The organism is Streptomyces sp. NPDC052773 (assembly GCF_044547145.1).
Lineage (GTDB): Bacteria > Actinomycetota > Actinomycetes > Streptomycetales > Streptomycetaceae > Streptomyces.
Genome location: NZ_JBITZX010000001.1, coordinates 139423 through 161355 on the forward strand (window position 1 = coordinate 139423; position 21933 = coordinate 161355).

The 21933-nt window shown below is 70.3% G+C and carries 19 protein-coding genes; 13 read left to right on the forward strand and 6 right to left on the reverse strand.

Features of this window, described 5'->3' with window-relative positions; all coding sequences use genetic code 11:
* Positions 1-15: 15 nt before the first annotated feature.
* Entirely contained in the window at positions 16-2406 is a 2391-nt protein-coding gene (locus ACIG0D_RS00610) for a transglycosylase domain-containing protein (protein WP_399795408.1), read from the reverse strand.
* 201 nt (positions 2407-2607) lie between these two features.
* On the opposite strand from ACIG0D_RS00610, the gene ACIG0D_RS00615 reads away from it, so the two are divergent.
* The 4 genes from ACIG0D_RS00615 (at position 2608) to ACIG0D_RS00630 (ending at position 6100) form a co-directional block, all read left to right on the forward strand.
* Positions 2608-3408: an ABC transporter permease gene (locus ACIG0D_RS00615; RefSeq protein WP_399795409.1), complete on the forward strand. Its 801-nt coding sequence runs from the start codon at positions 2608-2610 to the stop codon at positions 3406-3408.
* 142 nt (positions 3409-3550) lie between these two features.
* Positions 3551-4342, forward strand: a complete 792-nt coding sequence (locus tag ACIG0D_RS00620) for an ABC transporter permease (protein WP_399796329.1) — start codon at positions 3551-3553, stop codon at positions 4340-4342.
* A 3-nt stretch (positions 4343-4345) separates the two neighbouring features.
* Positions 4346-5329: an ATP-binding cassette domain-containing protein gene (locus tag ACIG0D_RS00625; RefSeq protein ID WP_399795410.1), complete on the forward strand. Its 984-nt coding sequence runs from the start codon at positions 4346-4348 to the stop codon at positions 5327-5329.
* A 33-nt stretch (positions 5330-5362) separates the two neighbouring features.
* Positions 5363-6100 carry a DUF1707 domain-containing protein gene (locus ACIG0D_RS00630; protein ID WP_399795411.1) on the forward strand — a complete coding sequence of 246 codons (738 nt, stop codon included), beginning with the start codon at positions 5363-5365 and terminating at the stop codon, positions 6098-6100.
* Positions 6101-6132: 32 nt separating this feature from the next.
* On the opposite strand, the gene ACIG0D_RS00635 is transcribed toward ACIG0D_RS00630, so the two are convergent.
* Positions 6133-7464, reverse strand: coding sequence for a GDSL-type esterase/lipase family protein (locus tag ACIG0D_RS00635; protein ID WP_399795412.1), 1332 nt, complete (start codon positions 7462-7464; stop codon positions 6133-6135).
* Between the two features lie 225 nt (positions 7465-7689).
* On the opposite strand from ACIG0D_RS00635, the gene ACIG0D_RS00640 reads away from it, so the two are divergent.
* The gene (locus tag ACIG0D_RS00640; protein WP_399795414.1) at positions 7690-9036 is read left to right on the forward strand and encodes a DUF445 domain-containing protein; all 1347 of its coding nucleotides are present in this window, start codon (positions 7690-7692) and stop codon (positions 9034-9036) included.
* 186 nt (positions 9037-9222) lie between these two features.
* Positions 9223-10710 carry an MFS transporter gene (locus ACIG0D_RS00645; protein ID WP_399795415.1) on the forward strand — a complete coding sequence of 496 codons (1488 nt, stop codon included), beginning with the start codon at positions 9223-9225 and terminating at the stop codon, positions 10708-10710.
* 25 nt (positions 10711-10735) lie between these two features.
* On the opposite strand, the gene ACIG0D_RS00650 is transcribed toward ACIG0D_RS00645, so the two are convergent.
* Complete coding sequence (locus ACIG0D_RS00650) at positions 10736-11191, reverse strand: DUF2269 family protein (RefSeq protein ID WP_399795416.1); 456 nt, start codon at positions 11189-11191, stop codon at positions 10736-10738.
* A gap of 177 nt (positions 11192-11368) precedes the next feature.
* Between ACIG0D_RS00650 and ACIG0D_RS00655 the strand changes: the two genes are divergently transcribed.
* Positions 11369-12328 (forward strand): GlxA family transcriptional regulator, encoded by a 960-nt coding sequence (locus ACIG0D_RS00655; RefSeq protein WP_399795417.1) that lies wholly within the window; start codon positions 11369-11371, stop codon positions 12326-12328.
* 150 nt (positions 12329-12478) lie between these two features.
* Here ACIG0D_RS00655 and ACIG0D_RS00660 read toward each other — a convergent pair whose 3' ends face one another.
* Complete coding sequence (locus tag ACIG0D_RS00660; RefSeq protein WP_399796330.1) at positions 12479-12808, reverse strand: hypothetical protein; 330 nt, start codon at positions 12806-12808, stop codon at positions 12479-12481.
* A 185-nt stretch (positions 12809-12993) separates the two neighbouring features.
* On the opposite strand from ACIG0D_RS00660, the gene ACIG0D_RS00665 reads away from it, so the two are divergent.
* On the forward strand, positions 12994-13416 hold the full coding sequence (locus ACIG0D_RS00665; protein ID WP_399795418.1) for an Hsp20/alpha crystallin family protein: 423 nt from the start codon (positions 12994-12996) through the stop codon (positions 13414-13416).
* Positions 13417-13700: 284 nt separating this feature from the next.
* Positions 13701-14156, forward strand: coding sequence for a DUF2267 domain-containing protein (locus ACIG0D_RS00670; RefSeq protein ID WP_365760521.1), 456 nt, complete (start codon positions 13701-13703; stop codon positions 14154-14156).
* A 701-nt stretch (positions 14157-14857) separates the two neighbouring features.
* Here the strand turns inward: ACIG0D_RS00670 and ACIG0D_RS00675 are convergent.
* Positions 14858-15868 carry a hypothetical protein gene (locus tag ACIG0D_RS00675; protein ID WP_399795420.1) on the reverse strand — a complete coding sequence of 337 codons (1011 nt, stop codon included), beginning with the start codon at positions 15866-15868 and terminating at the stop codon, positions 14858-14860.
* Between the two features lie 312 nt (positions 15869-16180).
* Here ACIG0D_RS00675 and ACIG0D_RS00680 point away from each other — a divergent pair, with 312 nt between their 5' ends.
* Genes ACIG0D_RS00680 through ACIG0D_RS00695 form a run of 4 tightly spaced genes read left to right on the forward strand, consistent with a single transcriptional unit; the run spans position 16181 to position 20656 of the window.
* Positions 16181-16891: a hypothetical protein gene (locus ACIG0D_RS00680; RefSeq protein WP_399795421.1), complete on the forward strand. Its 711-nt coding sequence runs from the start codon at positions 16181-16183 to the stop codon at positions 16889-16891.
* 11 nt (positions 16892-16902) lie between these two features.
* The gene (locus ACIG0D_RS00685; RefSeq protein WP_399795422.1) at positions 16903-18330 is read left to right on the forward strand and encodes a hypothetical protein; all 1428 of its coding nucleotides are present in this window, start codon (positions 16903-16905) and stop codon (positions 18328-18330) included.
* Positions 18327-20144: a DEAD/DEAH box helicase gene (locus ACIG0D_RS00690; protein WP_399795423.1), complete on the forward strand. Its 1818-nt coding sequence runs from the start codon at positions 18327-18329 to the stop codon at positions 20142-20144. Before ACIG0D_RS00685 ends, ACIG0D_RS00690 begins: the two co-directional genes overlap by 4 nt.
* A 44-nt stretch (positions 20145-20188) precedes the next feature.
* Positions 20189-20656, forward strand: coding sequence for a very short patch repair endonuclease (locus ACIG0D_RS00695; RefSeq protein WP_399795424.1), 468 nt, complete (start codon positions 20189-20191; stop codon positions 20654-20656).
* Here the strand turns inward: ACIG0D_RS00695 and ACIG0D_RS00700 are convergent.
* Positions 20582-21916 (reverse strand): DNA cytosine methyltransferase, encoded by a 1335-nt coding sequence (locus tag ACIG0D_RS00700; RefSeq protein ID WP_399795425.1) that lies wholly within the window; start codon positions 21914-21916, stop codon positions 20582-20584. The two genes, ACIG0D_RS00695 and ACIG0D_RS00700, sit on opposite strands and share 75 nt — an antisense overlap.
* Positions 21917-21933: the final 17 nt, after the last annotated feature.

Here is a 21933-nt window from a genome sequence, read left to right on the forward strand (position 1 = left end):
CCACCCGCCGCGGCGTCACTGTCTGCGGGTGCCGCCCGTCGTCCCGGCCGCCGCGCCCGACGTCGTGCCGGTGGTGCCGCCCGTCGTGTCGCCGGTGGTGCCGCCGTCCGCGGTGCCGCCGGTCGCCGTGTCACCCGTGGTGCCGCCGTCGGTGGTCGTGCCGCCGTCGCCGGTGGTGCCGCCGTCGGTCGGGGTGCCGCCGGTCGTCGTTCCGTCCGTGGTGGCGCCGTCCGTGGTGGAGCCGTCCGTCGTGCCGCCCTGCGTCTGGCCCTCGGTGCGGCCCTCGTCCTCCTCGCCGGTCTCGCCCGGGGAGGCCGCGTCGGTCGGCCCCTCCGTGCCCGGGTCCTCACTGGCCGGCGGGACGCTCGGGTACACCCAGTCCTCGGAGCCGTTCTGCAGCTCCAGGTTGAACTCGGTGGGCGGGGTGCCCTTCAGGGCCTCCCTGGTGAACTGCGCCCAGATCTCGGCGGGCGCGCCGCCGCCGTTGATCCGGTCCAGGCCCATCGCGCCGTACAGCGACTTGTGCGCGGCGGTGACCGGGTCCTGGCCCATCACGGCGACGACGGTGGCCAGGTCGGGGGTGTAGCCCGCGAACCAGGCGGCGCGGTCCTCCTCGGCGGTGCCGGTCTTGCCGGCGGCGGGGCGGCCGGCGGCGAGCGCGGCCCGTGCGGTGCCGTTCTCGACGACGCTCTGCAGGACCGAGGTGGTGGTGTCGGCGGCGGCGCGGCTGACCGCCTGGCGGGTCTTGCGCGCCGGTAGCTGGATCTCGACACCGTCCTTGGTGATCTCCTCGATCATGGTGTACGTGCCGTGCTCGCCGTGGTTGGCGAGGGTGGCGTAGGCCTCGGCCATGTCGAGGACGCTGGCCGTGGCCGTGCCCAGCGCGATGGACGGGCCGGGGGACATGTTGGGGGTGTTCTCGGGCAGGCCGAGGTCGATCGCGGTCTGCTTGACCTTGTCGGAGCCGACGTCGACGGCCATCTGCGCGTACACCGAGTTCACGGACTTGTCGGTGGCCTCGCGGACGGTGATGTCGCCGTAGTCGACGTGGTCCTCGTTCTCGGGGGCGTAGTAGCCGCCGTCCCAGCCCTGCACGGGGCGCTGGCTGGTGCCGTCGTAGATGGTGTTCGGGGTGATGGGGCGGCCGTCCTGGGTGGTGGAGTCGTTCTCGACGGCCGAGGTGAACACGAACGGCTTGAAGGTGGAGCCGACCTGGAAGTCGCGGCGGGTGGCGTTCGGCGTGTACTGCTTCACGTAGTCGATGCCGTTGTACATCGCGACGACCTTGCCGGTCTTCGGGTCGACGGCGGCGCCGCCCGCGCGGACGTAGGTGTCGACCTTGTTGTTCTTCTTGTCCAGCTTCTTCATCAGCTGGTCGTTGACGGCCTTCACGAAGGCGTCCTGCTTGGGCTTCTCGAGGGTGGTGGTGATGCGGTAGCCGCCCGCGTCGAGCGAGGCCTCGTCGACGATGCCGTTGTCGATCAGGTAGTCCTTCACGATGCGCACCACGTAGCCGCGCTGCCCGGACAGGCCGGTGGAGACGGTGGTCTCCTTCGGCATCGGGAACTTCATCCCGGCCCGCTCGGACCGGCTCAGCCAGCCCTCCTTGACCATGCCGTCCAGCACGTAGTTCCAGCGGGACTCGGCGAACTTGCGGTTCTCCGGGTGGGCGACGACGTCGTACTGGCTGGGCGCGTTCAGCAGCGCCGCCAGGTAGGCGCCCTGGGCGGCGTCCAGTTCGGTGGCGTCGACGCCGTAGTAGGCCTGCGCGGCGGCCTGGATGCCGTACGCGTTGCGGCCGAAGTAGCTGGTGTTGAGGTAGCCCTCGAGGATGTCGTCCTTGCTCTTCTCCTGGTCCAGCTTGATCGCGATGAAGAACTCCTTCGCCTTGCGGGTGAGCGTCTGCTCCTGGGCGAGGTAGTAGTTCTTCACGTACTGCTGGGTGATCGTCGAGCCGGACTGCTTGCCCTTGCCGGTGGCGGTGTTCCACGCGGCGCGCACCATCGCCTTGGGGTCGACGGCGGACTCCGAGTAGAAGTCGCGGTCCTCGGCGGCCAGCACCGCGTGCTGCGCGTCCTTGGAGATCTGCGCGAGGGTGACGTTCTCCCGGTTGACCTCGCCGTCGCGGGCGAGCTGGCTGCCGTCGGCGTAGAGGAAGACGTTGCTCTGCTTGACCGCGAGGGCGTTGGCCGGCGGGATCTTCACCATCGAGTAGCCGAGGAAGAACAGTCCGCCCAGCAGCAGAAGGCCGATCACGAAGGTGCCGAGCACCATCCGCCACGTGGGGATGATCCGGCGCCAGCCGGTGCGCCCCGGCCGCTTGCCCTTGCCGCCCCCCGGCTCGCCTCCCGGCCCGCCCTCGTTCGGCTGTTGCGCCTGCGCCTGCGCCTGCGGCTCGTCGCTCATGTCGTGCACGGACTCCTGTTCGCGCGTACGTCTCCGCACGCCTCGTACGTCTGTTACGCCCCCGGATGAAGACTCTCGCACCGCGCGTTCCGTTCCCGGATCACCGCATCCGGTCCTGCCGGAAAATTGCCTGGCAGGCCCGGCCGCCCGGCCGCTAGGCTCCTGCGCTTCGGTGCCGGGCGGGCCGGGAGGGCGGTTGGTGTGGGTGCGGGACGGTTGTACGGTGCCGTCGCTGCTGGGGCTTTCCGACGGTACGCGACGTATCGGGCGGCCACGGTCGCCGGGGTGTTCGCGAACACGGTCTTCGGGCTGATTCTCGTCTACGCCTATCTCGCCCTGTGGGACGAGCGACCGCAGCTCGGCGGCTACGACCAGGCGCAGGCCGTCACCTATGTGTGGCTGGGGCAGGCGCTGCTGGCCGCCGCCGCGATCGGGGGCGGCGGGTTCGAGGACGAGCTGATGGAGCGTATCCGTACGGGTGATGTCGCCATCGACCTGTACCGCCCGGCCGATCTCCAGCTGTGGTGGCTCGCCGCGGACCTGGGCCGGGCCGGGTTCCAGCTGCTGGGGCGCGGGGTGGTGCCGTTCGCGTTCGGGGCGGTGTTCTTCGAGGTGGCGCTGCCGTCGGATCCGCTGGTCTGGGCGGCGTTCCTGGTCGCGGTGGTGCTGGGGGTCGTGGTCGGTTTCGGCATCCGCTATCTGGTGGCGCTGAGCGCGTTCTGGCTGATGGACGGCACGGGTGTGGTGCAGATGGCGTGGCTCGCCGGGTTCTTCTGCTCGGGGATGCTGCTGCCGCTGAACGTCTTCCCGGGGGAGCTGGGTGACGTCGTACGGGCGCTGCCCTGGTCCTCGCTCCTCCAGGCGCCCGCGGACCTGCTGCTCGGCACGGCGGACCCGCTGCCGACGTTCGCCTTCCAGGCGGCGTGGGCGGTGGCGCTGCTGGCGCTGGGGCGGCTGGTGCAGTCGGCGGCGACGCGGCGGGTGGTGGTGCAGGGTGGGTGAGCGCCGGGTCCTCGACGGCGAGGTCTTCGACGGGGGCGGGGGCCTCGACGGACGCGAGGTCTTCGACGGGGGCAAGGGCCTCGACGGACACCGGGTCCTCAAGGGACGCAGGGTCCCCGACGGACGCAGGGTCCTCGACGGTCTGCGCGCCTACCGGTTGATCACGGCGATGTGGATCCGCTCCACGATGTCCTACCGGGCCTCCTTCGCCATGACCACGTTCGGCAACTTCGCGGCGACCGCGCTGGACTTCGTGGCGATCCTGCTGATGTTCTCCCGGGTGGACGCGCTCGGCGGCTACGCGCTGCCCGAGGTCGCCTTCATGTACGGCCTGTCCAGCGTCTCCTTCGGCCTGGCCGACCTGACGGTCGGCTCGATGGAGAAGCTGGGCCGCCGGGTGCGCGACGGCACCCTCGACACGCTGCTGGTGCGGCCCGCGCCGGTGCTCGCGCAGGTCGCCGCCGACCGGTTCGGGCTGCGCCGCCTCGGCCGGGTCACCCAGGGCGCGCTGGTGCTGACGTACGCCCTGTGGACGGTGGACATCGACTGGACCGTGCCGAAGCTGCTGCTGATGCCGGTGGTGCTGGTCAGCGGGGCGGGGATCTTCGGCGCGGTGTTCGTGGCGGGCGCGGCGTTCCAGTTCGTGGCGCAGGACGCGTCGGAGGCGCAGAACGCCTTCACCTACGGCGGTACGACGCTGCTCCAGTACCCGCCGACGATCTTCGGGCAGGAGCTGGTGCGCGGGGTGACCTTCGTCCTGCCGCTGGCCTTCGTGAACTGGCTGCCCGCGGCGTATGTGCTGGAGCGGCCGTATCCGCTGGGGCTGCCGCAGTGGGTGGCGTTCACGCCGCCGCTGGTGGCGGTGGGGTGCGGGGTGCTGGCGGGGCTGGCCTGGCGGGCGGGGCTGCGGACGTATCGGAGCACGGGGAGCTGAGAGATGACCGGTGACAGTGGGGACAGTGCCTTCATCGAGGTGGACCGCGTCGAGAAGGTGTTCGACGTGCGGAAGAAGACCGGGTTCCTGAAGCGGGAGCGGCGGCAGGTGCGGGCGGTCGACTCGATCTCCTTCACCGTGCCGCGCGGCGAGATGGTCGGGTACATCGGGCCGAACGGCGCCGGCAAGTCGACCACGATCAAGATGCTGACCGGCATCCTCACCCCGAGCGGCGGCCGGCTGCGGGTCGCGGGCATCGACCCCTCCCGGGAGCGGTCGCGGCTCGCGCACCGCATCGGAGTGGTGTTCGGGCAGCGGACGACGCTGTGGTGGGACCTGCCGCTGATCGACTCGTACCGGCTGATGCACCGCATGTACCGCATCCCCGACGCCCGTTACCGGGAGAACCTGGACCGGTGCGTGGAGCTGCTGGAGCTGGGCGCGCTGCTGGACGTGCCGGTACGGCAGCTCTCGCTGGGCCAGCGGATGCGCGGGGACATCGCGGCGGCGCTGCTGCACGACCCCGAGGTGCTGTACCTGGACGAGCCGACGATCGGCCTCGACGTGGTGTCCAAGGCGCGGGTGCGGGAGTTCCTGCGGGAGCTGAACGCCGAGCGCGGCACGACGGTCCTGCTCACCACCCATGACCTCCAGGACATCGAGCAGCTGTGCTCCCGGGTGATGGTCATCGACCACGGCCGGCTGATGTACGACGGTCCGCTCGCCGGGCTGCACGAGGCGGGGGAGAGCGAGCGGACCCTGGTCGTGGACCTGGAGCGGGAGCTGCCGCCGATCGACGCGCCGCCGCCCGCGCGGGTGGTCCGGGTGGACGGGCCGCGGCAGTGGCTGGCCTTCCCGGCCGCTCAGTCGGCGGCGCCGCTGGTGGCGCGGATCGCGGCGGAGTACCCGCTGGTCGACCTGTCGGTGCGGGAACCCGACATCGAGGCCGTCATCGCGCGCATGTACGAGGAGCGGGCGCACGCGTAGTGCGCCGGGCCGGGAGTCCGTAGGCTTCTGGTCATGACGGACGATGCTCCGGAGCTGCGCGCCTCCGACGCCGATCGGGAACGGGTCGCCGAGGTCCTGCGGGACGCCCTCGCGGAGGGGCGGCTGGACATGGCGGAGTTCGAGGAGCGGCTGGACGCGACGTACCGGGCGCGGACCTACGGGGAGCTGGCGCCCATCACCCGGGATCTGCCGGTCGGCCGGGTCGCCGCGCCGCCCGTGTCGCTCGGGAAGGAATCCGCGGGCGCCGGGGACTGGGCGCCCCGGATCGTCGGCGGCGAGGGCACCTCGCGCGGGGCCGTGGCGGTGATGTCCGCGTTCCAGCGCAAGGGACGCTGGACCGTCCCGCGCCAATTCACCTGCTTCTCCTTCTGGGGCGGCGGGGAGCTGGATCTGCGCGAGGCGGACTTCGCGGCGCCCGAGGTGCGGATCGACTGCTGGGCGATCATGGGCGGGATGAACATCGTCGTGCCGCCCGGGGTCGAGGTGGTGGTGCGCGGCATCGGGATCATGGGCGGGTTCGACCACAGCGAGGACGGGGTGCCGGGGGATCCCGGCGCCCCCCGGGTGATCGTCTCCGGGTTCGCCTTCTGGGGCGGGGTGGGGGTGGAGCGCAAGCTCCCCCGGGCCGAGCGCAGGCGGCTGAGGGAGGAGCGCCGGCAGGACCGGCTGGAGCGCGAGGCCGGGCGGCGGGACCCGCACGGCCGCGGCCTGCACGGGCGGGACCCGCACCGGCGGGAGCTGGGGGACTGAGCCGGGGCCCCGACGGCACCCGTACCGCTCCGCTACAGCCGGGCCGGTGCCGCGCCCTTCAGGCTCTCCAGGTCGAAGGAGTTCGCCATCTGCGCGTACCCCAGGTCGCTGGGGTGGAGGTGGTCGCCCGAGTCGTACTCGGGGCGCAGCCGGCGGGGATCGTAGGGGTCGCGCAGGGCCTCGTCGAAGTCGGCCACCGCGTCGTAGACCGACCCGGAGCGGATCGCGGCGTTGATCTCCTGGCGTACGGCCTCGCGGGCGTCGGTGTAGCCCCGGTGGCCGTAGAAGGGCATGAGGGTGGCGCCGACGACCTTGATGCCGCGGGCGTGGGCCTGGCGGACCAGGGTGCGCAGACCGTCGAGGATCTTGCCGGGTTCGGCGAGCTGCCGGTTGCGCAGGATGTCGTTGACGCCGAGGTCGATGACGACGACCTTGACGTTCGTCTGGCCGAGGACGTCGCGGGCGAAGCGGTTGAGGCCGCTGGGGTTGTCCGCGGGGCGGCCCAGACCGTCGTCGAGGACGCGGTTGCCGCTGATGCCCTGGTTGACGACGCTGTAGCGCGGCACGTCCTGCCCGGCCGCGAGGGCGTCGCGGATCCGCTGCGAAAGGACGTCCGTCCAGCGGCGGTTGGCGCCCTCGGTGGAGGTGATGCCGTCGGTCAGGGAGTCGCCGAGGACGACGACGGTGCCGTCGGACTCGTTGCTCAGCACGTCCAGCGCGGTCAGATAGCGCCAGTACTCGACCTCCTCCGTGTACGCGGCGCCGGTGACGTCCTCGGTGACGTCGCCCTCGGCGGCGTAGGAGATCTGCCGGGCGTGCGGGTGGTAGGTGACCGGGCCGGAGGAGGTGGGGGAGTAGGTGGTGACCAGGACGTCGCTGCCGTGCGGGATGCGGATGCGGACGACGTCGCTCATCACCTGACCGCCGGCCGGGACGACGACCGTCGTGTCGCCGTTGAACGTCAGCCGGCGCATGCTCTCCGGCACGGCCGCCGCGCTGTCGTCGGCGGCGGCGAGGGCGATGGAGGCATGGGTGACGGTCAGCGGGCGCTGGCCGTAGAGATTGGACAGCGTGATGCGGGCACTCGTCCCTCCGACGCTCGCGTGGACGACGTTGCGCACCGACCGGTTGGCCAGGCCCGTCGTCTCCGTGCCCGGCTCGGCCGCCGCCGGGGACGCGGCCCAGGAGCCGACCCAGGTGCCGGTGGAGGCGGGTGCGGCGGAGTTGCCCGGGGCGCGCCCCGCTGCGACGGTCTGCCGGGCGCTGCCGTCGTCGGTCGAGACGCCGACGTATATGGCGGTCGAAAGGGCCACGATCAGTGCACTGATCGCGGCCAGCAGGGCATAACCGTGACGCCTGGTCATGCGGGTGTGGGTCTCCTCGGGCGCGCGGAGCCGCCGAGGCTCCGATGTGATCACCTCATGATGCGTCATGCGGCGAGGGGAAGTTGAACGGGACCCCCCTTTGGGCCATCGGCGTTCACGCGTGCGTTTCCCCGACCGGACAGACGCCGGGAACTCTTGTTCCGTTCCAGGAGTCGGTCAGGAAGGGACAATGTCATAGCGGGGTATCGGGAACGGGTGGAGTGGATGGATCTGACGAAACCGGAAGAAACCGGCCAGCCGCGGCAGGCGCGGTCCGGCGGTCGCGTCCCCGCCTCCGCGGCCCGCGCCATGACCACCTTCAGCGCCGCCGACGAGGAGAAACAGCGCGGCGTACGCCGGATGAAGCTCACCGCGGCCGGTCTGCTGCTGTTCGTCGCGCTCGTCTACGTCCTCGCCAAGGTGGCCTCCCACCACGGCGCCGGCGCCTGGGCGGGCTATGTCGCCGCAGCCGCCGAGGCCGGCATGGTCGGCGCGCTCGCCGACTGGTTCGCCGTCACCGCCCTCTTCCGCCACCCCCTCGGCCTGCCCATCCCGCACACCGCGATCATCCCGAACAAGAAGGACCAGCTGGGCGTCTCGCTCGGCGAGTTCGTCGGTGAGAACTTCCTCTCCGAGGACGTCGTACGGCAGCGGCTGCGCGCCGTCGGCATCGGCAGCCGGCTCGGCGCCTGGCTCGCCGAACCCGCCAACGCCGACCGGGTCACCGCCGAGCTGGCGACCGCCCTGCGCGGCGCGCTGACCGTGCTGCGCGACTCCGATGTGCAGGCGGTGGTCGGGGAGGCGATCACCCGCCGCGCGGAGGCCCAGGAGATCGCGCCCGGCATCGGCAAGATGCTGGAGAAGGTCGTCGCCGACGGCGGCCACAAACGGGTCGTCGACCTCGTCGTGACCCGGGCGCACGACTGGCTGGTGCTGCACGGCGACGACGTGATGGACGCCGTCCAGGGCGGCGCCCCGGGCTGGACCCCGCGGTTCGTGGACCGCAAGGTCGGCGAGCGGGTCTACAAGGAGCTGCTGCGCTTCTGTGCCGAGATGCGCGACATGCCCTCCCACCCGGCGCGCGGCGCCCTCGACCGCTTCCTCACCGACTTCGCCTCCGACCTCCAGTCCGACACCGACACCCGCGCGCGGGTCGAGCGGCTGAAGGGCGACGTGCTGGGCCGTGGCGAGGTGCAGGACCTGATCGCGTCCGCCTGGACGGCCGTACGGTCCATGATCGTCTCGGCGGCGGAGGACGAGCGCAGCGAGCTGCGGCTGCGGGTGCGGGCGTCGCTGCTGTCGCTCGGCGCCCGGCTGGCCGTGGACCCGAAGACGCAGAGCAAGGTCGACGGCTGGGTGGAGGGTGCGGCGGTGCACGTCGTCACCACCTACCGCGCGGAGATCACCTCCCTGATCACCGACACCGTGGCGAGCTGGGACGCCGGGCACACGACGCGGAAGATCGAGGCGCACATCGGCCGTGACCTGCAGTTCATCCGGATCAACGGCACGGTGGTGGGCTCCCTGGCGGGGTTGCTGATCTATACGGTGTCGCGGGCGCTGGGGGCGTGAGCGGGCGTCGGGACGGGGTGAGCGGGCGCTCGGGGCGGGTGAGGAAAGCGACTGGGGCGTGAGCAAGCGCTTGGGCGTGAGCGGGCGTAAAAAGCTTCCGCGCGGGGCACTCGGCCGGCACTGTCGCGGCCGTCTCGCCTGGTCGTGGCAGTGCCGTGCTTCGGCTGTCTCGACGAGGAGGAGCCCGTGTCCGTCGGTACCGTCACCACCGCCGTCCCCGCCCGCCTGGACAGACTCCCCTGGTCACGCTGGCACTGGATGATCGTCATAGGTCTCGGCACCGTCTGGATCCTGGACGGCCTCGAAGTCACCATCGTCGGCAACGTCGCCGGCCGTATCGCCGAGGAAGGCAGCGGCCTGGACATCACCTCCGCCCAGGTCACCGGCATGGCCGCCGCGCTCTACGTGGCCGGCGCCTGCTCGGGCGCGCTGTTCTTCGGCTGGCTGACCGACCGCTACGGCCGCAAGAAGCTGTTCATGGTGACGCTGGCCGTCTATCTCGCGGCGACCGCGCTGACCGCGGTGTCCTTCGAGACCTGGTGGTTCTTCCTCTTCCGGTTCCTCACCGGCTTCGGCATCGGCGGCGAGTACGCGGCGATCAACTCCGCGATCGACGAGCTGATCCCGTCGCAGTACCGGGGCCGCGTCGACCTGATCATCAACGGCAGCTACTGGCTGGGCGCGGTCGGCGGCTCGCTGCTGTCGATCGTGATGCTGGACACCGCGATCTTCCCGAAGGACCTCGGCTGGCGGCTCAGCTTCGCGCTCGGCGTGGTCCTGGGCCTGGTCATCCTGCTGGTGCGGCGGCACGTACCGGAGAGCCCGCGCTGGCAGTTCATCCACGGCAAGGGCGAGGACGCCGAGGCGCTGGTCTCCTCGGTCGAACGCGAGATCGAACAGGAGAAGGGCGAGCCGCTGCCGCCCCCGGCCGGCGACATCACCATCCACCAGCGCAAGAGCATCGGCTTCGGCCTGATCGCCCGGACGGTCTTCGGCACCTACCCGCGCCGGGCCATCCTCGGCCTGTCCCTCTTCATCGGCCAGGCGTTCCTCTACAACGCGATCACCTTCGGCTTCGGCGCCATCCTCATCACCTTCTTCGACGTGCCGACCGGTCACACCGGCTACTACTTCGCCGTCATCGCGGCCGGCAACTTCCTCGGCCCGCTGGTCCTCGGCAAGCTCTTCGACACGGTCGGCCGCCGCATCATGATCTCCGGCACCTACCTCGTCTCCGGCCTGCTGCTGTTCGGCACCGCCTGGCTCTTCGACCGCGGCTCGCTGACCGCGACCACCATGACCGCCTGCTGGTGCGTGGTGCTGTTCTTCGCCTCCGCGGGCGCCTCCAGCGCGTACCTCACGGTCTCCGAGATCTTCCCGATGGAGACCCGCGCCATGGCCATCGCCTTCTTCTACGCGCTCGGCACCGCGGCCGGCGGCATCAGCGGACCGCTGCTCTTCGCCGACCTCACCGAGTCCGGCGTGGTCGGCGACACGGTCCTCGCCTTCCGGATCGGCGCGTCCCTGATGTGCGCGGCCGGGCTGGTGGCGGCGTTCCTGGCGGTCAAGGCGGAACGCCGCTCGCTGGAGGACATCGCCCGGCCGCTGTCGACGGTGGTGGAGCCGGCGGGGGCGGCGGCGTCGTCGGTGCGGACGGGGACGGCGACGCCGTAGCGCCGGGGCCCTCGGTGGGGGTCGGCTACGCGCCGGTGGTCGACCCGGGCCGGACGATCATCAGCACGGTGACGGTGGCCCACAGCAGGTTGAACACCCCGGTGAACATGGCGAGCCGCACGGTCGCCTCCCTGGACCCGCCGCCGCCCGCCTCCAGCAGCGCGCTCTGCCGGGGCAGCACCAGGGCGACGAGGACCAGCGCGGCGAGTGCGGTCAGCGCGATCGACACGATCAGCCAGGCGTCACCGAGGACGCCCATGCTGCTCGCGGTCGCGAACCCGAAGACCGGTACGACGACGCCCATCACGGCGTAGACCCGGCAGATGCGGTGCAGCAGCCGCACGGTCTCGGCGGCCCGCGCGTCGTCGGGCGCGGTCATCGCCCGGCGCGCGGCGGGCGGGAACATGCTGGCGGCGACGGTGACGGGCCCGATCGCGACGATCGCGGCGAGGACGTGGACGGTGAGGAGGAACTTGGTCACGCCGGTGACGGTAGGCGGCGCGGGGATCTTGCAGAAGTGGCGATAGTGACAGGGTTCGACGGATTCTCGCCAGCAGTGGCCGGGCCTGGCTGAGATCCCCTTGGCAGGTGGCGCCGGTGATCCCCTTGGCAGGTGGCGCCGGTTGGCGACAACCCGTCGTACCCCTACGCTCTCGCCATGCACACCGTCGCCGTACTGGCCCTGGACCGGGTGATCCCCTTCGACCTCTCCGCCCCCATCGACGCATTCGGCTGGGCCCGGCTGCCGGACGGCAGGGAGGCCTACCGGGTGCGGGTCTGCTCGGACCGGAAGGAGGTGAACGCGGGGGCGTTCACGGTGCGGGCGCCGTACGGGCTGGACGCGCTGGCCGAGGCGGACACGATCATCCTGCCGGGCGTGGAGGACCCACCGGACCCGCTGCCGCCGGGCGTCACGGAGGCGTTGCGCGCGGCGGCGGCCCAGGGGACGCGGATCGCGTCCGTCTGCGTCGGCGCGTTCCTCTTCGCGGCGACCGGCCTGCTGGACGGGCTGCGCGCGACCACGCACTGGATCGCGGCGCCGGACCTGGCGGCGCGCTACCCGAGGGTGACCGTCGATCCGAACGTGCTCTACGTCGACAACGGCCAGTTCCTGACCTCGGCGGGCGCGGCGGCGGCCATGGACATGTGCCTGCACATGATCCGCAAGGACCACGGCTCGGCGGTCGCCGCGCACGCCGCCCGGATGTCCGTGATGCCGCTGGAACGGGAGGGCGGACAAGCCCAGTTCATCGTCCACGACCCCCCTCCGGTGCCGTCCGGCGCGACGTTCGAGCCGCTGCTGAGGTGGCTGGAGGACAACTGCGAGAAGGAGCTGTCCCTGGAGGACATCGCGGCGCGGGCGGGCATGAGCACCCGGACGCTGAACCGCCGCTTCCGAGAGCAGACGGGGACGACCCCGCTCCAGTGGCTGCACCGGGCGCGGGTGCGCAGGGCGCAGTACTTGCTGGAGACGACGGCCTACCCGGTGGAACGGATCGCGGCACAGGCGGGCTTCGGCTCCCCGACGGCCTTCCGGGAGCGCTTCCGGAGGGTGGTGGGGACGAGCCCGCAGGGGTACCGGAGGGCGTTCAGGTCGGGGGAGGGGGAGTCGGCGTAGGCCCGCACGGGGCAGGGGGAGCTGGCGTAGGCCCGCACGGGGCAGGGCGGGCCGGCGTGAGCCCGCACGGGGCAGGGGCAGTCGGCGTAGGCCCGCACGGGGCAGGGGGAGCCGGCGTAGACCCAACGGGCAGGGGGAATCGGCGTAGGCCTACCGGTCCCGGGAGTCCGCGTGCCGGTCGGCGACGGCCCAGGAGGCGAGGGCCACGGCGCCGGCCACCCCGAACACGGCCGGCCAGGCGCCCACCTTCTTGGCGAGCGGATGGGACCCGGCGAAGGCGGCGACATACGCGGCGGTCAGCGCACCCGCGGCGCCCCCGCCGGCCCGCTGCCGCCACTGCCGCGCCGCGGCGGCGCCCGCGACGGCCAGCACGGCGCCGCCGAGCGGTCGCTTCCCGGTCCAGCGGGCGACGCCGTAGCCGCCGACGAGTCCGGTCGCGGCGACGAGAGAGCTCGGGAGAGAGCTGGGGATGTCCGCCATGTTCGCCATGTGCCTGCTGCCTCCTGCCGGGCCCGGCTCAGAAGTTCGGGGAGTCCGACAGTAACCCCGGGGTCACACCGCAAACAGAACCTGAGTCAGACCTTGTCAAGTTTCCTCCCCGGAGTTATATAAAAACGCGTAGGGCATCGCACAAGGACAGCGCCTGATGAGAGGAGTGACCTGTGATGCTCATGCGCACGGACCCGTTCCGCGAGCTGGACCGCCTCGCGCAGCAGGTCTTCAGCACGGCCGCGCGTCCGGCCGCCATGCCGATGGACGCGTACCGGGCCGGGGACGACCTCGTCGTCCACTTCGACCTCCCCGGCATCGACCCCGAGACGATCGAGCTGGACGTCGAACGCAACGTCCTGAACGTCCGCGCCGAGCGCACGTCCCCCGCCCCCGAGGACGCGGAAGTGCTCGTCGCCGAGCGCCCCACGGGCACCTTCACCCGCCAGCTCTTCCTCGGCGACACCCTCGACACGGACCGTATCGACGCCTCGTACGACGCCGGCGTGCTGACGCTGCGCATCCCGGTGGCCGAGGCGGCCAAGCCACGCCGCATCCAGGTCTCCGGCGGCGGCGACCGCAAGCAGTTGAGCAGCTGAGCGGCCGGCAACCGGGCGTCTGGGTGACCGACGGCCGGGTAACCGAGCGGCTGGGCGACTGAGCGGCGGTCAGGGCGGCAGCTCAGCCGACCGCATGGACCGAGGAGAACGACGCCCTCGCGGGCCCGATGGGCAGGGCCGTGGCCCGCGGGGCGGTCATGCCTGTGGACGGGGACCCCGTGGACCGGGAACCCCTGTGGACGGGGACCCCGTGGACCGGGACCCCTGTGGACGGGGACGCCGTGGACCGGGACCCCTGTGGACTGGGAGGAGAACAGGAAACGATGACCGTGACGACGACGGAGGAGCGGACCACCGCCACGCTCACCGAGGTGGGCACGGACGGCTGGCCGGAGTTGATCGACGCGGTGCAGGAAGCAGGCCAGTACCCCACGAGGGCGGAAGCGGAACGCATCACCCGCATCGTCCTCTCCGCGCTCGGCGGGCACGTCACCGGTGACGAGCGGGTGGACCTGGCCCGAGCCCTCCCCACCGAGGCGGCACGGGTGATCGCCTCCCAGATCCCGGCGACCCGTCCCCTGACCGCCGCGGAGTTCGTGGACTCGGTGGCCACCCGCATCGAGGGCGCGACCCCCGCGACGGCCCGCTGGGACGTCAGCTCGGTCCTCAGCGTCCTGCGGCCGATGATCGGCGAGCCCCTGCTGACCCGCATCCTCGCCGAACTCCCGCCGGGCTACGCCCTCCTGTTCGGCGTACCGGAACTGACCCCGGCGGCGTAACCAGCGCGGCGCCGCTGCCGGGCGCGCAACTCCCCGACGTACGCGGAGGAGAGGGCGCCCCCGGCAGCGGCGACCCCGAACACGAAGACGAGTGGATTGACATACGCCGGCACGTCACCGCTCCCATGACTCCCCCCGTCACTCGTCTCACACACGAACGCTAGCGGGATCCAGGACACGTGGTACCCGACGACCCTCGCACCCGCCGACCCGTGCCCCTCCTCCCACCCGGGCGTACTACAGGACCGCACCGGCGCGGAGCCGGTCCCTCCGTCCTCCGCGTCCATGAGGGCCCCGGCCAGCCCCAGCAGCCCCCAGCCGTACGCCCCGAAGGCCACCGCCGCGGCCACGGCTGCACCCCCGCGCAGCACCCTCGAAAGCTCCCCCTCCTGCCTCGCCCCCCGTCGGCGAGCGTCTGCCCGCCATACCCGAGGAACCCGAACACGGCGATCACACAGACGACGAGCTGCAGCAGCCCGAGCAGCAACATTTCCGGAGTTCACCACTCCACGGCGCCTCCGACAGTGGCGGAACCCACACCTCCGGCAACAACATGGCCACAGCCGGCACCGGGGGAGGCACCGGGGGCACGCATGAGCCACGACCACCTGACCACACCCGATGGCACCCGGCCGGCCTCGTCCTCTTCCACGGCCTGCGTCTCCGACGCGGTGGCGCTGATCCTTGAGACGGAGCGGTGCTTAGGAAGTCCGGTAAGGACTGTGCGTTTGTGCGGCGGTCAGCAACAGGGCTTCAGCGTTCGCCGGGGAACCTGACCTGAGGAGTTCCAGTGCCGCGCGCAGAACTTCATGGTCGGGCTTGTCCCGACCATAGATGTGGAGAAGGTCCCTGACCAGATCCTCGTGGCCTTCCTGGGCCAGCAGGCCGACGAGCAAGGCTGTTTCTGCCGGGCTGTAGGCGTCCGCGGTGTGCCGCAGGAGCGCCAGCACTTCATCCGCTTGCCGGCCGCCGCCGTACAGAGCTTCCGCTCGCCTGGCGACGTTCTGGGCGGCCGCCGTGTCGAGTTCAGTCCGCTGCCGGGACCCCGCCTGCAGGGGTACCGGCAGCGGAGCGCTGGCCGAAGCGTCAGACGGAACGGCCGGTGAGCCGGCTTCGAGGAGGCTGACCCGTTCCCGCAGCGAGGCGGCTTTCCGTCGTAGCACCGTGTACTTCCGCTGGAGAGACCGCAGGCTGTCGGCCTTCAGGGAAGCTTGCTGGCGCAGCCTGTCATGCTCGGCACGGAGCTTCTCGTACGCTCTTCTGAGCTGCTCGTTCTCGTCACGGACCACGCGTAGTTGTCTGGACACCGACTCCAGGGCCGCGCTCAGGTGCGTGGTGATCACGCCGTTCTGCTCGGCCGCTGCCTTCGCGTGCAACTGGTACAAGTCGGCCAGGCTGACCCCGACCTCGACGCCCCGCTCCAAGGCGTCAGCGCTCGCCGCCTCGAAGAGGATCTCGAGCGACCGCCGCTCGGGCAGTGCCTTTCCACTGAGCGCCCTCGACAGTGCGCTTTCACTCATCTTGAGCCGCTTGGCGACCTCGCCCTGAGTTGGATTGCGGGTAGGCGCGTCGGCGCCCTTCGGCTTGATGAGCAGGACAGGGCAAAGGCTCTGGAGGGCGGCGGCGAGTTCACGCCTCGCCGGTGAAACTCCGCTTTCGAAGGACTTCTTCGCCCATGCGTACGGAGGGCGACTGTTTCTGCTGTACGGCACGCTTCTGAGACCTCCCCGTTCTCCGGCAAGTTGGCCTGCCAGCAGGCCCGTTGCCGGGATCCTCGCTCATTCTGCCGTAGTGGTGACGGAGTTGTTCTTGCTTTTGATGAGCAAGGCTTGCTTTGTGCCAGGCAAGTGTTCAAAGGGGATTGATTCTTGGCATTCGTGGTGTTCACTGGAACGCAGCCGCTCTTGAAGCGGGGGGTGACCGAGGGGCGAACGTCTGCACCGAAACGGCAGTTCTCGGGCCGTTATGCGGTGGTGCGCGTCTTAAGGCCATATTCAGGTGATTCCCACATAGGAGGGGAACGGATGACCACGCTGCCGTCTTGGCGAGACACGACCTACGGGGCCAGCAAGCTCGGAACCAAGGCGCGCGTCGCGCTGTGGCTGATCCAGGAGGTGAAGGAGAACGGCACCTTCACCAAGGCCGACCTGCGGGCCGCGTTCCCGGACGTGGCGCAGATCGACCGGCGCATGCGTGACCTGCGTGACCACGGCTGGGAAATCGCCACCAGCCGTGAGGACCCGACGTTGCGCCAGCAGGAACACCGCTTCCGGACCAGGGGTGAGGACGTCTGGATCCCGGGGAAGTCGAAGGCGCCCATGCACAAGGGCAGCATCACCAACGCCCAGCGGGCGAAGGTGTTCCAGGACGACGGCTACCTCTGCCGGACGTGCGGTGTAACGGGCGGCGAGACGTACGGAGACGGGGGACTGGAGCAGGCCGTGCTGAACGTGGCACGCCGACCGGTCGTCCAGCCGGACGGCAGCGTCGTGCACCAGCTCATCACGGAGTGCCAGCGGTGCGGCCGGGGCAACGTGGACCGGACCGTGCACATGGCTGACGTCCTGGCGGAGATCGAGTCTTTGGCACCGGTGGAGCGGCGGGTGATCCGCGGCTGGATCGCCGCGGACCGCCGGAACCAGAGCGCGCTGGAGAAGCTGTGGGCGCGGTACCGGACGCTGCCGGCGGACGCACGCAGGGTCGTGGCCGACAAGCTCGACGGCACGGACGACTGAGACAGGACGGGATGACGACGATGCGCGAGTACCCGGCTCCGCCGAGGGCGGCCGAGTTCAGCGAACTGATCAGCAAGAAGGTCGAGGAGGTCAAGGCGGCCGGCGGTACGCGGGAGACCGTGACCGTCGACTGGAACGGGCAGCAGGCCCATGTCGAAGTGATCGACCTGCCGCTGAGCAGTCTCTACTACAACCCCAGCACTCACCGGATCCGGGCCCAGCGCAGCCACGACACGGAGCGGGACGCGCTGCTGGACAAGGACCCCTGGTGCGCGGAGAGCCAGGACTACCTCGGCTTCCTGCTCAAGGCGGACCCCGAGAACACGAACGTGCGGGACAAGGACTTCGATGCCCTGAAGGACAGCCTTGACCAGTTCGGGCAGAACGACCCCGGGCTCGTAACCCGGCACGGGGTGCTGGTGAACGGCAACACCCGGGCCGCCGCGCTGCGCGAACTCGGCGCGCAGTCGATGCGCGTGGGCGTGCTGCCGGCGTCGTTCACCTGGGCCGACATCAACGCTGTGGAGCTGTCCCTGCAGCTTCGCAAGGACCACCGGCGTGACTACTCCTTCATCAACCGCCTCATCGCTATGGAGGAGCAGGCGGCGCTGGGACGGACGCCGGAGCAGATCGCCAAAGACTTCCGGATCCAGGTGCGCACCTACCACCAGGAGCGGTGGATCCTCAGCACGATCCGTGAGCTGAACGAGCGCAGCCGTACGGGCGGCGGCGTCGGCCTGCGCCTGGTGGACTGGGAGGGCGCGACGGAGCGGCTGAGGGAGCTGCACCGGCTGTACGTGAAGCTGGAAACGGTGGACCGTGACCAGGCCGAGGTCCTGAAGGAGCTGCGCTTGGCCGCGATCCTCCTCAACTTCTCCAAGACGGACGTTCGTCACATCGACGAGGACTTCCTGAAGGCCGGACTTGAGCAGCAGTTGCCCATGGGTGGTACGACGGCCGCGCAGCCGCAGTCGGTCACCATCCCCGGTCTGGGCCTGGAGGTGCCCGCCGCTTCCTCCGCCGTCGCGCAGGCCCGGGCGATGAACGACGAGATCCTCCGCACCGCCGCCCTGGTGCGGAACGGAGCCTCTGACCTCGGTGACGAGCGGAAGGCCGCCGCGCAGGACGCCTTGGACAGCACGAAGAAGGCGTTTGACGAGGCGATCGACGCGGCGGGCCGCAATGCCCGGCTGCGCAAGCGCAAGCAGCTCGCCCCGGCCCGGCTGGCGGAAGCCTGCGCGAGCATCGACCAGTGCGTGAGCGACCTGGTGCAGGCGCGGACCTCCCGCAGCCTGGACGAGGAAGCGTTCGATGAGGCGCTGGTCAGGCTGCGGGGCAGCCTCCTCAAGCTCGCGCAGCAGGCCGGCCGCGGACTGCCGCAGCCGGGAGACGGTGTTGCCTGGCTGCTGGAGGCGGTCGCGGCGGAGGGTTCCCGGTGACCAGCCCTGTCAGCGATAAGTCGCTGCGTCTCGGGTTCGATGAGACCCGGACCCGGGTAGTCCTGCGGACCACGGAATCGTTCCAGCAGGAACTCGTACAGCTGGCCGCGCGGTTTCGCACCGGCGGCCAGCTCGGCCCCCTGAGTGCCTCGGTCTCCCTGGACGAGCTGCTCGCGGACCTTGGCCTCCTCGGCACCTGGTCCGACCCGGCCGGCGTGGAGTGGGCGGATGACCTGCGGGAGCTGGTCTCCGGTGTGGTCCAGGACGCGCACACCGTGCAGCAGCGGCTCGCGGGGCGGGACGCGCCCGGCGAGGTCGCGCCCGACGACGTTCCCTCCCTCCTCGGCGACACCTGGAAGGGCGAACTCAGCGAGTTCCAGCGCCGCGACATCGCGAAGCTTCTGTCGCTGCAGCACGGTGCGAACTTCAGCGTGCCCGGCGCCGGCAAGACACGCGTCGCCCTCGCCGTGTACGCCGCGCAGAAGGCCGCCGGCAAGGTAAGCCGACTGCTGGTCGTCTGCCCCAAGTCGGCTTACGAGTCCTGGCGCTACGAGACCGCCGAGTGCCTCATCCACCCGCTGCGTATCAACGTCCTGGACGGCTCACGTGACGAGTGGGCCGAGGTGCTCGTGGTCAATTACGAGCGTCTCGACCGGTCGCTGCCCATGCTGGCGAGCTGGCTCAAGGCTGGTCCCTCAATGATCATCCTGGACGAGGCGCATCGCATGAAGCTGGGCGCTCGGGGGACGTACGGGGCAGCCTGCATGGCGCTGGGCCCGTTGGCCACCCGCCGGCTGATCCTGACCGGCACCCCAGCCCCCAATGGGTCCCGCGACCTGGAGAACCTGCTGGGCTTCGTCTGGCCGGGGCACGGCCAGCGCACGGTGGTGCAGGCGGTGGCCGGCGGTGATCTCGCGCACGCGAGCTCGGTCCTCCGGCCGCTCTTCACACGCACGACCAAGCAGGAACTCGGTTTGCCGCCGGTTCAGTTGGGGCTGCGCTTCGTCGATATGCCGCCCCTGCACGACGAGATCTACACGGCTCTCGTGGGCGGTGAGAAGAGCGGCGCCGCTCGTGAGGACCTGAGTTCCCTGGGCAAGACGGCTCTGCGTCTCCTCATGGCGGCCACGAGCCCCGCCCTGCTTCTTGAGGGGGGCAGCCGGTACGAACCGCTCGCGTACCAGCTGCCGCCGCTGGACATTCCCGAGGGCAGCTCGCTGTACTCGCTCATGCAGAACCTCCCCGACTACGAGCTGTCGCCCAAGTACCAGGAGGCCATCGCGATCATCGCGGAGAATGCCGCTCAGGGCCGCAAGACGCTGGTCTGGACGACGTTCGTCAGGAGTCTCACCACGCTGGAACGCCTGCTAGAGAAGTACAGCCCAGCTGTCGTCTACGGCGGCACTGCGGACCGGGAGGAGCAGCTCCGTCGGTTCCGGGAGGACCCGGCCTGCATGGTGCTGATCTCGAACCCGGCGACCCTGGGAGAAGGGATAAGCCTGCACCACGTCTGCCATGACGCCGTCTACGTGGACCGCGATTTCATGGCAGGCCGCTTCCTTCAGAGTCTCGACCGGATCCACCGTCTTGGGCTGGCCCCCGACACGGAGACCCGGGTGACCGTCCTGGCGGTACGGAACTCCATCGACGAGGTGGTGGCCGAGCGCCTGGAACGCAAGCTGGACTTCATGGGGCGCATCCTGGACGACCCCACGGTCCAGCAGCTCGCCGACTTGGAGGAGGAGCCCTCGGTGGCGGCCGGTCTCGCGCCGAGTGACATAGAGGCACTCCTCAGTCACATCGGAGGCCGCTAGGGGCGGGCCGGTGCTGCGGACCGTACGGGACTACCCTCTGCGGTGTGTCCCACGATGCCGAATGGGAAGCCCCGGAAGGTTCCTGGGCTTCGTCCGCAGCACGCCGCCGCAACATGCAGGCTATCCGCAGCCGTGACACGAAGCCCGAGCGGCTCATCCGCAGGCTTGTCCACGCGAAGGGCCTCCGCTACCGCGTCGCCGCCCGGCCGCTGCCGGATCTCCGCCGGACGGCGGACTTGGTCTTCCGTCCGGCGAAAGTCGCTGTCTTCATAGACGGCTGCTACTGGCATGGGTGCCCGGAGCATTACGTGCCGCCCAGGACAAATTCCGGTTACTGGTCCGAGAAGGTCCTGCGCAACGTGGAACGCGACCGGGACACGGACCAGAAACTGAAGGAAGCCGGGTGGCTCGTGCTCCGCTTCTGGGAGCACGAGCCGTCAGACGCCTGTGCCGACAAAATCGCCCTCACGGTCTTGAGCCGTCGCCAGGGGAGCGCGGGTGACGGCGACTGAAATCTCTAGTTGCCGCGGGACATCCGCGCCGGGCAGCGTCCCTGCCGGTTCCATTTCGTACTCGGCGAGAAGTTCTTCGCGGTGCTCGGGACGCAGAACGGCCGCAATAGCCCGACCGACGGCCTCCGCCACCGGTGGCGGGAACGCGTTCCCGACCTGGCGGTAGCGGGCCGTCTTGCGGCCCTGGAACTTCCAGTCGTCCGGGAATCCCTGAATGATCGCGGCCTGAGCGACGGTGAGCATGGGGCCGTCGGGGCGGAAGAGGTCGCGCTCCGGGACGCAGTTCTCAGGGTCGTTCGCGATTCCCATGCCGTCAACTCCCAGGTCTCGCCAAGCGCGCTTGGCTCGTGTGGGGCCCAGGTCGGCGCCACCGTGCTTCCTTGACCCGCCTACGAGCGTGGGGGCGACGGGCTTACCTGAAACGGCCCTCTCCCAGTCTTCGTAGATCTTCCGGCCGGTCTTCTCTCCCGGTCCTGCAGGCTGCCCATGGAGATTCTTGTCCCAAAACTTCAGGCAGCGTTCCTTCATGCTTTCATGGAGTACTCCATGAACCGTTACCGGCGTTCCCTTAATTTTCGTAGGCCAACGGAACTGCGGATTTCCCGGCTGAAGGGCATCCTCGTGGATGGCTACAAGGATTGCGCGCGGTCGAAGCTGTGGAACGCCGAAGTCGCTCGCGTCGAGGCGTCGCCAGACCGACCGCATAACGATGTCCTGTTCGGTGGCAGAAAGGCTGCTATCGATCTCGGGAACTAGGTAGCCAAGCTTGCGGAGTCTGTCGAGGATCGAAATTCGGTAATCAATGAAGAACTCCGGCGGCTCGAGAATTCCCCGAACGTTTTCAATCATCACCGCCTTGGGTCGCAGAGCATCGATGATGTCAAGCGCTGCCGGAAAAAGGTCGCGCTCATCGTCAGGACCGAGCCTGTGTCCCGCCAGGGAGAACGGAGGGCATGGCACGCCACCGGCGAGCAGATCAAGTTCTCCGGGAACCAGGCCGAGATTCTCCCGGACGTCGGATTCCAGGAAGTCCTTGACGTCCATCGGGCGGATGGCGTCGGCCTTCTCCTGGTCCCAGCCGGGCCAGTCGCCTACGTTGGCCCGGAGGGTGGCCACGGCGTGTGGGTCCCACTCCACGAGCGCGCGGTGGTCGAAACCGGCGTTGTGCAGCCCGACGGCTTGTCCACCGGCGCCCGCGCAGATCTCGATCGAGGTCAATGGCGAGGCGAACTCGGGTCGCTTCTGGCCGCTGCGGGGCATGCAGCTCCTCCTGGATG

Excerpts from the sequence above, each read along its gene's own strand:
- ACIG0D_RS00610 (WP_399795408.1), bottom strand. The coding sequence starts at position 2,406 with ATGAGCGACGAGCCGCAGGCGCAGGCGCAGGCGCAACAGCCGAACGAG.
- ACIG0D_RS00625 (WP_399795410.1), top strand. The coding sequence starts at position 4,346 with ATGACCGGTGACAGTGGGGACAGTGCCTTCATCGAGGTGGACCGCGTC.
- ACIG0D_RS00635 (WP_399795412.1), bottom strand. The coding sequence starts at position 7,464 with ATGACCAGGCGTCACGGTTATGCCCTGCTGGCCGCGATCAGTGCACTG.
- ACIG0D_RS00630 (WP_399795411.1), top strand. The coding sequence starts at position 5,363 with ATGACGGACGATGCTCCGGAGCTGCGCGCCTCCGACGCCGATCGGGAA.
- ACIG0D_RS00665 (WP_399795418.1), top strand. The coding sequence starts at position 12,994 with ATGCTCATGCGCACGGACCCGTTCCGCGAGCTGGACCGCCTCGCGCAG.
- ACIG0D_RS00670 (WP_365760521.1), top strand. The coding sequence starts at position 13,701 with ATGACCGTGACGACGACGGAGGAGCGGACCACCGCCACGCTCACCGAG.
- ACIG0D_RS00680 (WP_399795421.1), top strand. The coding sequence starts at position 16,181 with ATGACCACGCTGCCGTCTTGGCGAGACACGACCTACGGGGCCAGCAAG.
- ACIG0D_RS00655 (WP_399795417.1), top strand. The coding sequence starts at position 11,369 with ATGCACACCGTCGCCGTACTGGCCCTGGACCGGGTGATCCCCTTCGAC.
- ACIG0D_RS00685 (WP_399795422.1), top strand. The coding sequence starts at position 16,903 with ATGACGACGATGCGCGAGTACCCGGCTCCGCCGAGGGCGGCCGAGTTC.
- ACIG0D_RS00660 (WP_399796330.1), bottom strand. The coding sequence starts at position 12,808 with ATGGCGGACATCCCCAGCTCTCTCCCGAGCTCTCTCGTCGCCGCGACC.
- ACIG0D_RS00700 (WP_399795425.1), bottom strand. The coding sequence starts at position 21,916 with ATGCCCCGCAGCGGCCAGAAGCGACCCGAGTTCGCCTCGCCATTGACC.
- ACIG0D_RS00640 (WP_399795414.1), top strand. The coding sequence starts at position 7,690 with ATGGATCTGACGAAACCGGAAGAAACCGGCCAGCCGCGGCAGGCGCGG.